The organism is Achromobacter insuavis, from assembly GCF_902859645.1.
Taxonomy (GTDB): domain Bacteria; phylum Pseudomonadota; class Gammaproteobacteria; order Burkholderiales; family Burkholderiaceae_B; genus Achromobacter; species Achromobacter insuavis.
The window spans coordinates 105,161-118,723 of record NZ_CADIJR010000006.1 but is presented as its reverse complement, the minus strand read 5'-3'; the positions used below and the strand labels follow the sequence as shown (position 1 = coordinate 118,723).

Here is a 13,563-nt window from a genome sequence, read left to right as displayed (position 1 = left end):
CTGAGTGCGGCGCCCTGCCCGCCGGCACGGGGCCGGACGGGCAAGTCTTGGGTCGGCGACCTGGCGGTGCGCGTGGTGTCGGCCCTGGTTTCTGCCTACATCATCGCGCTCCCCCAGCCACAACCTCTGAAATCAGAGGCTGTAGTACATGTCGAATTCGACCGGGTGCGTGGTCATGCGCAGACGGTTCACATCGGCCATCTTCAGGTCGATGTAGGCGTTGAGCATGTCGTTGCTGAACACGCCGCCGCGGGTCAGGAACTCGCGGTCGTTGTCCAGCGCTTCCAGCGCCTGCTCCAGCGAGGAGCACACGGTCGGGATCTTCGCGTCTTCTTCCGGCGGCAGGTCGTACAGATTCTTGTCGGCGGGATCGCCGGGGTGAATCTTGTTCTGCACGCCGTCCAGGCCGGCCATCATCAGGGCCGAGAAGGCCAGGTACGGGTTGGCCAGGGGGTCCGGGAAGCGCGCTTCGACGCGGCGGCCCTTCGGGTTGCCCACGTACGGGATGCGGATCGAGGCCGAACGGTTGCGGGCCGAGTAGGCCAGCTTGACCGGGGCTTCGTAGTGCGGGACCAGGCGCTTGTACGAGTTGGTGCCCGGGTTGGTGATGGCGTTCAGGGCGCGGGCGTGCTTGATGATGCCGCCGATGTAGTACAGCGCGAATTCCGACAGGCCGGCGTAGCCGTTGCCCGCGAACAGGTTCTGGCCATCCTTCCAGATGGATTGGTGCACGTGCATGCCGGAACCGTTGTCGCCAACGATGGGCTTGGGCATGAAGGTGGCGGTCTTGCCGTAGGCATGGGCCACGTTGTGCACGATGTACTTGACGATCTGGGTCCAGTCGGCGCGTTGCACCAGGGTGCTGAACTTGGTGCCGATTTCCAGCTGGCCGGCGCCGGCGACTTCATGGTGGTGCACTTCGACCGGCACGCCCATCTGTTCCATCAGCAGGCACATTTCCGAGCGCATGTCCTGGAACGAATCGACCGGGGGAACCGGGAAGTAGCCGCCCTTGACCGCGGGACGATGGCCGGTGTTGCCGCCGTCGAAGTCCAGGCCGGTGGACCAGGAGGCCTCTTCCGACTTGATCTTGACGAAGGTGCCCGACATGTCGGTGTTCCAGGTCACGCCGTCGAACACGAAGAATTCGGGTTCCGGACCGAAGTAGGCGGTGTCGCCCAGGCCCGAGGCCTTCAGGTAGGCTTCGGCGCGCTTGGCCAGCGAACGCGGATCGCGGTCATAGCCCTTCAGGTCCGACGGTTCGACCACGTCGCACGACAGGATCAGGGTCGGCTCTTCACGGAACGGGTCCAGGTTGCCGGTGGCGCAGTCGGGGATGAGCAGCATGTCGGACGCTTCAATGCCCTTCCAACCCGGGATCGACGAACCGTCGAAAGCCTGGCCGCTTTCCAGCTTGTCTTCGTCGATCTGGCTGGTGGGCACGGACACGTGGTGCTCACGGCCAACAGTATCGGTAAAGCGGAAATCCACGAATTTGACTTCGTTGTCGGCGATCTGTTTCAGGACGTCTTTCGGGCTTGCCATGTCATCTCCATTAGATAAAAGGGTCGAGGGCTGTGCCGCTCGACTGGCATAAAAGAGGGAAGCAATAAGCGTGCCAGGTCTCACCCCCGGGATTCCCCGGGGAGGCCTGTCATGTCATGGGGCAATGTAGCACCAACTTGGTGCAAATAATGGGGCATGATTGCCCCATCTTGGTGCCTGATTGCTACAGGAACATTTCCTGCAGGTCGTTCAGGAAGCGCCAGCCCAGGGGCGTGGCCCGCAGGCGGGTGGGATCGGCGTCCAGCAGGCCCTTGGCGGACGCTGCCTCCAATTGGTGCGCGATGGCGGCCAGTGACAGGCCGGTGCGCTCGTTGAACAGGGTGGCGGCGACGCCATCCTTCAGCCGCAAGGCGTTCAGCATGAACTCGAACGGCAGTTCGTCGGGGCCGACCTGGCGGTTTTCGGCCAGGTGGCTGCCATCGCGGGCGGCGGCGGCCCGCATCCACGATTCCGGGCTGCGCAGGCGGGCCTCGCGCACGATGCGGTCGTGGAACGACAGCTTGCCGTGGGCGCCCGGCCCCAGACCCAGGTAGTCGCCGAACTCCCAGTAATTCAGATTGTGGCGGCTGCGGGCCCCCGGCCTGGCATAGGCCGACACCTCGTAGCGCGCCAGGCCGGCCGCGGCCAGTTCGGCCTCGACCGCGTCCTGCATGGCCGCGCTGGTGTCGTCGTCCGGCAGGTCCTCCGGCGGGAACTTGGCGAAGACCGTGTTGGGCTCCATCGTCAGGTGATAGAGCGACAGGTGCTCGGTGCCGAAGCCGATGGCCTGGCGCAGGTCGTCCACGCAGGCCTCCAGGGTCTGGCCCGGCAGCGCGAACATCATGTCCAGGTTGACGCGCGGCGCGGCGCGCTGGGCTATCTCGATGGCGGCGCGGGCCTGCGCCGAATCATGGATGCGGCCCAGCTTCTTCAGCTGGGCGTCGTCGAAGCTCTGGATGCCGAGCGAGAAACGGGTCACGCCGCTGGCGGCGTAGTCGCGGAAACGGTCGGCCTCGGCGGTGCCGGGGTTGGCCTCCATGGTGATTTCCGCGTCGGGCCACACGTTCAGACAGGCGCGCAGCATGGCCAGCAACTCGTCCAGGCCGGCGGCCGACAGCAGGCTGGGCGTGCCGCCGCCGATGAACACCGAGACCACCTGACGGCCCCAGATCGACGGCAGCGCCTGTTCCAGGTCGCTGCGCAGCGCATCCAGGTAGGCGCGTTCGGGGATCTCGCCGCCGGGCGCGGCGTGCGAATTGAAGTCGCAGTACGGACACTTGCGCACGCACCAGGGCACGTGCACGTAGACCGACAGCGGCGGCAGGCTGGTCAGGGTGGCGCCGGCCGGGGTGACCAGGCGCGAGCGGGCCGCGCCCAGTTCGGAGCGGATGGGGATGGTGATGGACATTCGGTATTCCTGGAGGCGGCGCGGGCGACGCCCCGGGGTCAAGCCTGGTTCAGCTTGCTCAGCAGTTCGCGCAGGGCGCGGGCGCGATGGCTGATGCGGTTCTTTTCCTCGGGATCGAGCGCGGCGGCCGTCAGCCCCTGGTCGGGCAGGTAGAAGTGCGGATCGTAGCCGAAGCCGTTCTCGCCTTCCGGCTGGTCGATGATCTCGCCCTGCCACACGCCTTCGCCGATCAGCGGCCGCGGGTCGTTTTCGCCGCGCACCAGCGCCAGCACCGCCACATAGCAGGCGCTGCGGTCGGCGACCGACGCCAGCTTGCCGACCAGCAGCGCGTTGTTGGCCTGGTCGGATTTCTCGCCGCCGTGCATCTTGGCGTAGCGCGCCGAGTACACGCCCGGCGCGCCGTCCAGCGCGGCCACGCACAGGCCGGAATCGTCGGCCAGCGCCGGCAGTCCGGTCAGGCGGCTGGCATGGCGCGCCTTGGTCAGCGCGTTCTCGACGAACGTGACGTGCGGCTCCTCGGCCTCGGGCACGCCCAGGTCGCCCTGGGGCACCAGCTCGATGCCGAGCGGGGCGAACAAGGCGGAGAACTCACGCAGCTTGCCGGGATTGTTGGACGCCAGCACGACGCGGCGCAGGGATTCGGGAATCTTGGGGGAAGTCATGGGGTAAATTGTATAGGGCGTGGTCGTAAACCCGCCCTGCAAGTTACGTGTCAGCGCAACAACACAGACATATTTCGTCGTCAATATGGACAATCTTGTCACTGATCGTATCTGAACGCCCCGGCGATGAACCCACTTCACGCTTTGCCACGGCCGGTTGCGGCCAGCGCGCCCACCCTTTCGTCCGGCGCCGCTGCGCCAACTCCCGTCAGCCTGGCGGGCATCCTGCGCGAACGGCTGCTGCGCCCCCGCTTCCAGCCGGTGATCGACCTGTCGCATAGCCGCATCTATGGCCACGAAAGCCTGATCCGCGGCCCGGTCGACACCACCCTGCACTTTCCCGACGCCCTGTTCGCCGAAGCCCGCCGCCAGGGCCTGCATCCGCAACTGGAGCTGGCCAGCTTCCGCGCCGGCGCCCAGGGCTTCGACCAGAACCCGGCCGCCGGCAAGCTGTTCCTGAACCTGTCCGGCTCGGCCCTGATCCACTACTGGACGCTGTGGGGCGACGAAATGCCGCTGCGGCTGCTCAAGGATTGCACGCTGGCGCCGTCCAACATCATCGTCGAGCTGACCGAGCAGGACCCGCTGTCCGAACACATGTCGACGCTGGGCAGCGCCTTCGCCTGCCTGCGCGAATACGGCATGCGCATCGCGCTGGACGACTACGGCGTCGGCAATTCGAACCTGCAGCTGTGGGCCGAAATGCAGCCCGACCTGGTCAAGATCGACCGCTACTTCTTCAATGGCATCGGCCACGATGACCGCAAGCAGAACATGGTGCGCGCCATCCTCAAGGTGGCGCAGTACCTGGGCACCGCCATCGTGGCCGAGGGCATCGAGACCGCCGAGGACCTGGCGGTGGTGCGCGACCTGGAGATCCGCTACGCCCAGGGCTGGCTGCTGGGCCGTCCTGACGAGTCCCTGCTGACCGAGCTGACCCCGCCGCTGCGCGATTCGCTGCGGGTGCGCGCGCCCGCCCCGCTGTCGCAGCGCTCGGCCGGCGGCACCGCCGCCAGCCTGCGGGTCGAGGCCCCGGCGGCGCTGCTGAACAAGCACACCAACGACGACGTGCACCGCCTCTTCATCGAGCACAAGAGCCTGCACGCGGTGGCCGTGGTCGATGGCGACAACCGACCGGTGGGCATCATCAACCGCCGCGACTTCTCGGAACACTACGCGCAGCGCTACACCCGCGAACTGTTCGGCCGCGACGCCTGCTCGACCTTCATGAACGGCGAGCCGGTGCTGGTCGACCTGGACGTGTCGATCGACCAGTTGAGCCACGTGCTGATCTCGGAAGACCAGCGCTACCTGATGGACGGCCTCATCATCACCCGCGACGGCCGCTACGACGGCCTGGCCACCGGCGAAACGCTGGTGCGCTCGGTGACCGAGATGCGCATCGAGGCCGCGCGCTACGCCAATCCGCTGACGTCATTGCCGGGCAACATTCCCATCAGCCGGCACATCGCCACGCTGCTGGAGGACGCCGCCGATTTCACCATCTGCTATGGCGACCTGAACAACTTCAAGCCGTTCAACGACGTCTACGGCTACTGGCGCGGCGACGACATGATCATGCTGACCGCCGACGTCATCAAGCGCCACTGTGATCCGTTGCGCGATTTCGTCGGCCACGTCGGCGGCGACGACTTCGTGGTGCTGCTGCGCAGCCCCGACTGGAACGAGCGCATCCAGCGCGTCATCGCCGAGTTCAACGAGCGCGCCATCGACCTGTACGACGACGAAGGCCGCCGCAACGGCGGCATCGAGGCCGAGGACCGCTACGGCGTGCCGCGCTTCTTTCCGTTCGTGACGCTGGGCGTGGGCGCGCTCACCGTCACCCCGTCCTTATGCGAGCGCATCCGCCCGGAGGACATCGCGTCGGCCGCTGCCCATGTCAAGCACAAGGTCAAGCATGGGAACCTGTCGCTGGTGACCGAGCGCTACAGCGGCGGCGCCCTGCCGCAGCTCGTGCCCTGACGCCTGCCCGGCGGCCGCCTGCGCCGCCTGGGCGATCTGGAAGACCGACACCGCGCGCTGCAGGCCCTGGGCCTGCTGTTCCAGCGCGGCGGCCGCGGCGGCGGTCTGTTCGACCATTGCCGCGTTCTCCTGGGTCGAGCGTTCGATATCGGCCACGGCGTCATTGACCGAGGCGATGCCGGCGGCCTGCTCGGCCGTGGCGCTGGAGATTTCGGCCACGATCTGGGTCACGCGGTCGACCGAGGTCAGCATGTCGCGCATGGTGTCGCCGGCCAGGTTGACCTGGCGCACGCCGACCTCGACGCGCGAGGTCGAATCCTCGATCAAGCCCTTGATTTCCTTGGCCGCCTGGGCGCTGCGCTGGGCCAGCGAACGCACTTCGCCCGCCACCACCGCGAAGCCCTTGCCCTGCTCGCCGGCGCGGGCCGCCTCGACCGCCGCGTTCAGCGCCAGGATGTTGGTCTGGAAGGCGATGCTGTCCACCACCCCGACGATCTCGCCGATGCGGCGCGCGCTGTCGGCGATGCCCTGCATGCTGGTCACGACTTCCTGCACCGCCTGGCCGCCGCGCTGGGCCAGCTGAGTGGCGCTGAGCGCCTGGCGGCTGGCCAGGTCGGCATTGCCGGCGGTCATCTGCACCGTGTGGGCCAGCTGGGTCATGTTGGCCGCGGCCTCCTGCAGCGAACCGGCCTGGCGCGCCGTGCGGTCCGACATGTCGGCGCCGCCGGCGGCGATTTCGCCCGAGCCGGTGTGGATCTCCTCGACCCCATGGCGCACCGACGCCACCGCCGCCGACAGGCCGGTCTGCATGCGGCGCATGGCCGAATACAGCACGCCGATCTCGTTGTTGCCGTGGACCGCGATGTTGCCGGTCAGGTCGCCGTCGGCGATGCGGTCGAAGTGCGCGCCAGCCTCGTTCAGCGGCCGCAGGATGCGGCGGCGGAAGGCCAGCCGGATCAGCACCGCCAGCACCAGCACGAAGCCCAGCACCGCCGCGGCCACCACCGTCACGCGCTGCATGGTCTGGCTGGCGTCGGCCACCGCGGCCTGGCCCTGCTGGCGGGCGTAGGCCTGGTAGGCGTCGGCCTGCTTGACGTAGGCCGAGCCGGACACCGGCAGCACCTTGTCCACCAACCGGTTGACCTCGATGCCGTTCCAGCCCTTGATGGCCTTGAACATCGGCGCCAGCGTCTGGTCGGCGAAGGCGGCATAGGCCGCCAGCGCCTGGTCGAACAGCGGCGCGCCCTGGGCGCTGGTGTCGGCGTTGGCGCGCAACCGCGCCAGGCTGGCCGCGGCCTGCTTGAGCAGCGCGTCGGCGTGGTTGAGCGACTGGTCGCGGGCCTCCTCCAGGCCGCCTTCCATGGCGGTCTTGGCGTCCGTCAGCGCGGCGCGCGCCTGGAACAGGCTGCTGGTCATGTCCGACAGGTCGCTGGCGCGCTCGATGCTGCCCCGGCCCAGCGCCTCGATGTCGGCGCGATTCTCGCGCAGCACGAAGATCCCGGCCGCCGCCGCCAGCGCGAACAGCGCCACAAACACCGCGAGAATGGCCGAAACCGCCGTGGTCACCCTGAGATTTTTCCGCATATCCATCCGTCTGTTGCATCGCCACAAAGGCGTATCGGCGCGATTATGGGGATGCAGTTTGGCAATTTCTTGACACAACCCGCCCCCTCGCATGACGAACGGCCGTCACATAAGTGCGCTTTTGCGAACAGGAACCCGGTATTAATGAATTGTGAATTGGCAGGGGCGGCCCGTTGCGGCACATTCGATCCTGTACCGAACCCCTTTACGACACCCATATTGCAGCCCACCCCATGCATCAAGCCTCCCACGCCTACCAGGACATCCGCGAAGCCGTGCGCGATCTGTGCGCGCAATTTCCCGCCGAGTACTTCCGCAAGGTGGATGAAGAACGCGGCTACCCCGACGCCTTCGTGCGCGCCCTCACCGAAGCCGGCTGGCTGGCCGCGCTGATCCCGCAGGAATACGGCGGCTCCGGCCTGGGCCTGACCGAGGCCTCGGTCATCATGGAGGAAATCAACCGCAGCGGCGGCAATTCCGGCGCCTGCCATGGCCAGATGTACAACATGGGCACCCTGCTGCGGCACGGCTCCGAGGCGCAGAAGCGCGAATACCTGCCGCGCATCGCCGCCGGCGAGCTGCGCCTGCAGTCGATGGGCGTGACCGAACCCACCACCGGCACCGACACCACCAAGATCAAGACCACCGCCGTGCGCCGCGGCGACCGCTACGTCATCAATGGCCAGAAGGTCTGGATCTCGCGGGTGCAGCACTCCGACCTGATGATCCTGCTGGCGCGCACCACGCCGCTGGACCAGGTCACGCGCAAGTCCGAGGGCATGTCGATCTTCCTGGTGGACCTGCACGAGGCGGTCAAGCACGGCATGTCGATCCGGCCGATCCCCAACATGGTCAACCACGAGACCAACGAGCTGTTCTTCGACAACCTGGAGATCCCGGCCGACAACCTGATCGGCGAGGAAGGCAAGGGTTTCAAGTACATCCTGGACGGCCTGAACGCCGAGCGCACCCTGATCGCCGCCGAATGCATCGGCGACGGCTACTGGTTCGTCGACAAGGTCACCGCCTACGCCAAGGAACGCATGGTGTTCGGCCGCCCCATCGGCCAGAACCAGGGCGTGCAGTTCCCCATCGCCCGCGCCCACATCAACGTCGAGGCCGCCAGCCTGATGCGCTACGAGGCCTGCCGCCTGTTCGACGCCCACGAGCCCTGCGGCGCCCAGGCCAACATGGCCAAGCTGCTGGCCGCCGACGCCTCCTGGGAGGCCGCCAACGCCTGCCTGCAGTTCCACGGCGGCTTCGGCTTCGCCACCGAATACGACGTCGAGCGCAAGTTCCGCGAGACCCGCCTCTATCAGGTCGCGCCGATCTCGACCAACCTGATCCTCTCCTACGTCGCCGAACACATCCTGGGCCTGCCGCGCTCCTTCTGACCATGACCCCCGACACCTCCCATCCAAGCTCCACCCTCGCCGCCTTCGCCGCCAACCTGCGCTTCGAGGACATCCCCGCCCCGGTGCTGCGCCGAGCCGAAGACCTCCTGCTGGACTGCCTGGCCTCGATCCTGGCGGGCGCCGCGTCGCGCCCGGTGCTGGCCATCGACCGCTACGCCGCAACAATGGGGCCGGCCGACGGCCCCAGCGAGATCCTGATCAACCGGCGCCGCACCTCGCCGGTGTTCGCCGCCATGGTCAATGCCGCCGCCGCCCATGTGGTCGAGCAGGACGACGTGCACAATGGTTCGGTGTTCCACCCCGCGGCCGTGGTGTTCCCGCCGGTGCTGGCGGTGGCCCAGGCGCTGGGCCGCAGCGGCCGCGACCTGCTGGTGGCGGCCGTGGCCGGCTACGAGGTCGGCATCCGGGTTGGCGAATTCCTGGGCCGCTCGCACTACAAGATCTTCCACACCACCGGCACCGCGGGCACGCTGGCCGCCGCCGCGGCCACCGGCCGTCTGCTGGGCCTGGCGCCCGCGGCCATGCTGGACGCCTTCGGCTCGGCCGGCACCCAGGCCGCCGGCCTGTGGGAATTCCTGCGCGACGCCGCCGATTCCAAGCAGCTGCACACCGCCCGCGCCGCCGCCAACGGCATCGCCGCGGCCTACCTGGCGCAGGAAGGCTTCACCGGCGCGCGCCACATCCTCGAAGGCCCGCAGGGCATGGCCGCCGGCATGTCCAGCGACGCCGATCCGACGCGCCTGACCGACCGGCTGGGCACGCGCTGGGCGCTGGCCGAGACCTCGTTCAAGTTCCATGCCTCGTGCCGCCATACCCATCCGGCGGCGGATGCGCTGCAGCAGGTGCTGCGCGAGCATCAGCTGGCCGAAAGCGACATCGCGCGGGTGGTGGCGCACGTGCATCAGGGCGCCATCGACGTGTTGGGGCCGGTGGTCGATCCGCGCACGGTGCACCAGTCCAAGTTCTCGATGGGCACGGTGCTGGGCCTGATCGCGCGCCAGGGCCGCGCCGGCCTGCCGGAATTCGACGCCGCGCTGGACGATCCGGCGGTGGCCGATTTCCGCGGGCGCGTGACGATGGAACTGGATCCGGAAGTCGACGGCGCCTATCCGCAGCGCTGGATCGGCAAGGTCACGGTGCATACCCGCGACGGCCGCGTGCTGCACGGCCGCGTCGACGAACCCAAGGGCGATCCCGGCAACACCCTGTCGCGCGCCGAGATCGAGGCCAAGACGCTGAGCCTGGGCCGCTATGCCGACGCCGCCAGCGAGACCGAGCTGCGCGGCCTGATCGGCGCGATCTGGAACCTGGAACGGGCCGGCAAGGTGGGCGCCCTGCTGCCCTGACGCCCGGGCCCGCGCCCGCCTGCTGTTACGCCAGCGCCGCGCGCTGCGCCCGCACCAGGCCGGCGATGCCGTTCTCGGCCAGACCCAGCATCGCGTCCAGCTCGGCGCGGGTGAAGGTGGCGCCCTCGCCCGTGCCCTGCACTTCCACGAAGGCGCCGCCGCCCGTCATGATGACGTTGACGTCGGCGTCGCAGGCCGAGTCTTCCTCGTAGTCCAGGTCCAGCACCGCACGGCCCTGCACCAGCCCGACCGACACCGCCGCGACCGCGTCGCGGATCGGGTTGGCGGCCAGGTCGCCGCGCTGCATCAGCAGCGCCACGGCGTCGGACGCCGCCACCCAGGCGCCGGTGATGCTGGCGCAGCGCGTGCCGCCGTCGGCCTGCAGCACATCGCAATCCAGGTGCAGCGTGCGTTCGCCCAGCGCCCGCATGTCGAACACGGCGCGCAGGCTGCGGCCGATCAGGCGCTGGATTTCCTGGGTGCGGCCGCTCTGCTTGCCGCGCGCGGCCTCGCGGTCGCCACGGGTGTGGGTGGCGCGCGGCAGCATGCCGTATTCGGCCGTGACCCAGCCCTCCCCCTTGCCCTTGAGGAACGGCGGCACCTTTTCCAGCACGCTGGCGGTGCACAGCACGTGGGTATTGCCGGCCTTCACCAGCACCGACCCCTCGGCGTAGCGCGTGAAACCGCGCTCCAGGCTGAACGGGCGCAGTTCATCGACGGCGCGGCCCGACGGGCGGGCAATGGCGTTGGCAGAGGTCATGGCAAGGCTCCAATCAGATTCGGTTGGCGGCATTGTACGGGCAGCGGGTCGCGGCCCCGCCCGGGTTTGGAGTATCCTGCCGCGATACACGGGTTGCATATACCCGCCCTCGTCCGCGCCCGACGGACCGGCGGAACCGGCGCGGCCCGATCCAAGACAAGCAACAGGATATCGACACCATGATTCGCAGCATGACCGCCTTCGGCAACGCCCGGGCAGACCTCGAACAAGGCACGCTGGCGCTGGAACTGCGCAGCGTCAACAGCCGCTTCCTCGACCTCTATTTCCGCCTGCCCGACGAGCTGCGCCACGTCGAGACGCCGCTGCGCGAACTGCTGACGGCGCAACTGGCGCGCGGCAAGGTCGAGATCCGCGTGTCCTACACCCGCAACGTCAGCACCGACCTGTCCAAGCTGGAACCGGCCTGGCTCGAAACCCTGGCCGAGCAGTTGCAGGCCGCGCGCCGCATCCTGCCCGACATCGCCGCGCCGCGCCTGGTGGAGCTGTTCAACTGGCCCGGCCAGCGCGCCAACGACGCGCTCGACCCGCAAGTCTGGGGCGCGGCCTGCATGCAGGCCGCCCAGGAAGCCCTGACGCAGCTGCAGGAAGGCCGCGCGCGCGAAGGCGAACGCCTGGCCGGCATGATGCGGGACTGTGCGGACGGCGTGGCCGGCATCGTCGAACTGGTGCAGAACCACCTGCCGCAACTGCTGGCCGACCACCGCGACAAGCTCGCCGCCAAGCTGCGCGAAAGCGTGGAATCGGCCTTCCCGGGCGGCTTCACCCACATCTCCGGCGCCGAGCTGTCCGAGCGCCTGTCGCAGGAGGCCAACCTGTTCGCGCTGCGCATCGATGTCGCCGAGGAACTGTCGCGCCTGCGCTCGCACGTGGCGGAACTGCGCCACCTGCTGACCGATGGCGGCGGCAAGCCCGAAGGCAAGAAGAACGCCGGCAGCGCCGGCAAGCGCCTGGACTTCCTGTTCCAGGAAATGAACCGCGAGGCCAACACGCTGGGCTCCAAGGCCGGCAGCATGGAAGTCACGCGCGCCGCCATGGACCTGAAGCTGCTGATCGAGCAGATGCGCGAACAGGCGCAGAACATCGAGTGACGCCAAAAGACAAGGCCGCCGCGTTGCCGCGACGGCCTTGGATGGATTCACTGGGGCCGCGGACTACCGCGGCCTTTTTCATCGTCCGGCGCTGCCGGGCGCCGTGGCGGCCGTTTCCGGCCCGACCGTGGCGGGGTCGCCGCGCAGGGCCGAATCCAGGTAGGCGCTGCGCGCCCGGGCGTCCGGGAAAGTCATGTCCTTGTAGCTGACGAAGCGCGAGCCCTTGGCCAGCCGATAGCCCAGCCAGATCAGGAGGAACAGCGGGATGCCGATATAGGTCGCCGCGACGCCGCCCCAGTCGATGCGGTGTTCCAGGAAGGCCTGGTAGTTCTGGCCCAGCGTGATGATCAGGCACAGCACGAAGGCGAAGATCGGGCCGAACGGGAAGAACGGCGACACATAGGGCAGATCGGCCAGGTTGCGGCCCTGCTTGACGTAGCCGCGGCGGAACCGGTAGTGGCTGATGGCGATGCCCAGCCAGGCGATGAAGCCGGTCATGCCGGAGGTGTTCAGCAGCCAGATGTAGACCGCCTTGGGGCTGAAGATGAACGAGAAGAAGCACAGCGCCGCCACCACGGTGGTGGCCAGCAGCGCCCACAGCGGCACGCCATTGCGCGACACCCGGCCGAAGATGCGCGGCGCCTTGCCGTCGCGCGCCAGGCTGTAGAGCATGCGCGTGGCCGCGTACATGCCGGAGTTGCCGGCCGACAGCACCGAGGTCAGCACCACCGCGTTCATGACCGAGGCCGCCGCCAGCAGCCCGGCGCGCTCGAAGATCAGCGCGAACGGGCTGACGCTGACGTCGGTGACGTCGTTGCGCAGCAGGTGCGGGTCGGTATAGGGAATCAGCAGGCCGATCACCAGGATCGCCATCACGTAGAACAGCAGGATGCGCCAGAACACCTGGCGCACGGCGCGCGGCAGGTTGCGCGCGGGGTCCTTGGACTCGCCGGCGGCGATGCCGATGAGCTCGGTGCCCTGGAACGAGAAGCCCACCACCATGGCCACGCCGATCAGCGCCGCGAAACCGCCGGCGAACGGCGCGTCGCCCACCGTCCAGTTGGCCACGCCCCCGCCCTCGCCGCCGCGGATGATGCCCAGCAGCATCATCACGCCCATGGCGACGAACGCCAGCACCGCGACCACCTTGATCAGCGCGAACCAGAATTCGGCCTCGCCGAAGCCGCGCGCCGACAGCGCGTTCAAGCCGAAGGTGATGGCCAGGAACAGCGCGCTCCAGTAGACGCCCGGCACGTCCGGGAACCAGTACGCCATCACCAGCTGCGCGGCCACCAGGTCCACGGCCACGGTGACGGCCCAGTTGTACCAGTAGTTCCAGCCCAGCGCGAAGCCGAAGCCGTCTTCGACGTAGCGCGCGCCGTAGGTCGAGAACGACCCGGACACCGGCATGGCGGCGGCCAGCTCGCCCAGGCTGGTCATCAGGAAATAGACCATCACGCCGATCAGCACATAGCCCAGCAGCGCCCCGCCCGGCCCGGCCTGGGCGATGGTGGCGCCGGAGGCGACGAACAGGCCCGTCCCGATGGAGCCGCCCACCGCGATCATGGTCAGGTGGCGCGCCGACAGGGCGCGGCGCAATTCGGACGGTTCTGTCGTCCCCTTCTTGCCGCCATCGCGGTGCTGGTCCTGTTCCGTCAATGCCAAAGTCGTGTTCCTTCAGAGCAAAAAAGCCCCCGCGGATTGTGCCCCCGGGCGCCGTGGGATTTCCACGCAACGCGCGAGCATAGCGC

9 protein-coding genes and 1 pseudogene are annotated in these 13,563 nt (G+C 68.4%); 4 read left to right on the top strand and 6 right to left on the bottom strand.

What is annotated here, in order from left to right:
- Positions 1-132 precede the first annotated feature (132 nt).
- The 3 genes from glnA to rdgB form a co-directional block, all read right to left on the bottom strand.
- A complete protein-coding gene (gene glnA, locus H0523_RS05895) occupies positions 133-1,545 on the bottom strand; it encodes a type I glutamate--ammonia ligase (RefSeq protein ID WP_054431415.1) in 1,413 nt (470 codons plus the stop codon).
- 184 nt (positions 1,546-1,729) lie between these two features.
- Positions 1,730-2,953: a radical SAM family heme chaperone HemW gene (gene hemW, locus H0523_RS05890; protein WP_054431414.1), complete on the bottom strand. Its 1,224-nt coding sequence runs from the start codon at positions 2,951-2,953 to the stop codon at positions 1,730-1,732.
- A gap of 38 nt (positions 2,954-2,991) precedes the next feature.
- Positions 2,992-3,615, bottom strand: a complete 624-nt coding sequence (gene rdgB, locus H0523_RS05885) for an RdgB/HAM1 family non-canonical purine NTP pyrophosphatase (RefSeq protein WP_054431413.1) — start codon at positions 3,613-3,615, stop codon at positions 2,992-2,994.
- Between the two features lie 126 nt (positions 3,616-3,741).
- Between rdgB and H0523_RS05880 the strand changes: the two genes are divergently transcribed.
- Positions 3,742-5,598, top strand: a complete 1,857-nt coding sequence (locus H0523_RS05880) for an EAL domain-containing protein (RefSeq protein WP_231689847.1) — start codon at positions 3,742-3,744, stop codon at positions 5,596-5,598.
- Positions 5,599-5,748: 150 nt separating this feature from the next.
- On the opposite strand, the pseudogene H0523_RS05875 reads toward H0523_RS05880, so the two are convergent.
- Positions 5,749-7,182: pseudogene (locus tag H0523_RS05875) on the bottom strand (methyl-accepting chemotaxis protein); the annotation flags it as partial.
- A gap of 233 nt (positions 7,183-7,415) precedes the next feature.
- Here H0523_RS05875 and H0523_RS05870 point away from each other — a divergent pair.
- Both H0523_RS05870 and H0523_RS05865 read left to right on the top strand, forming a co-directional pair.
- On the top strand, positions 7,416-8,576 hold the full coding sequence (locus tag H0523_RS05870) for an acyl-CoA dehydrogenase family protein (RefSeq protein ID WP_006394775.1): 1,161 nt from the start codon (positions 7,416-7,418) through the stop codon (positions 8,574-8,576).
- Entirely contained in the window at positions 8,573-9,943 is a 1,371-nt protein-coding gene (locus H0523_RS05865; RefSeq protein WP_180180038.1) for an MmgE/PrpD family protein, read from the top strand. The genes H0523_RS05870 and H0523_RS05865 overlap by 4 nt, the downstream gene beginning before the upstream one ends.
- 25 nt (positions 9,944-9,968) lie before the next feature.
- Here H0523_RS05865 and rph read toward each other — a convergent pair whose 3' ends face one another.
- Entirely contained in the window at positions 9,969-10,703 is a 735-nt protein-coding gene (gene rph / locus H0523_RS05860) for a ribonuclease PH (RefSeq protein WP_054431410.1), read from the bottom strand.
- A 179-nt stretch (positions 10,704-10,882) separates the two neighbouring features.
- On the opposite strand from rph, the gene H0523_RS05855 reads away from it, so the two are divergent.
- Positions 10,883-11,812 (top strand): YicC/YloC family endoribonuclease, encoded by a 930-nt coding sequence (locus H0523_RS05855; protein WP_054431409.1) that lies wholly within the window; start codon positions 10,883-10,885, stop codon positions 11,810-11,812.
- 78 nt (positions 11,813-11,890) lie between these two features.
- Here the strand turns inward: H0523_RS05855 and H0523_RS05850 are convergent, their stop codons facing one another.
- Complete coding sequence (locus H0523_RS05850) at positions 11,891-13,471, bottom strand: amino acid permease (RefSeq protein ID WP_156333316.1); 1,581 nt, start codon at positions 13,469-13,471, stop codon at positions 11,891-11,893.
- Between the last annotated feature and the right edge of the window lie 92 nt (positions 13,472-13,563).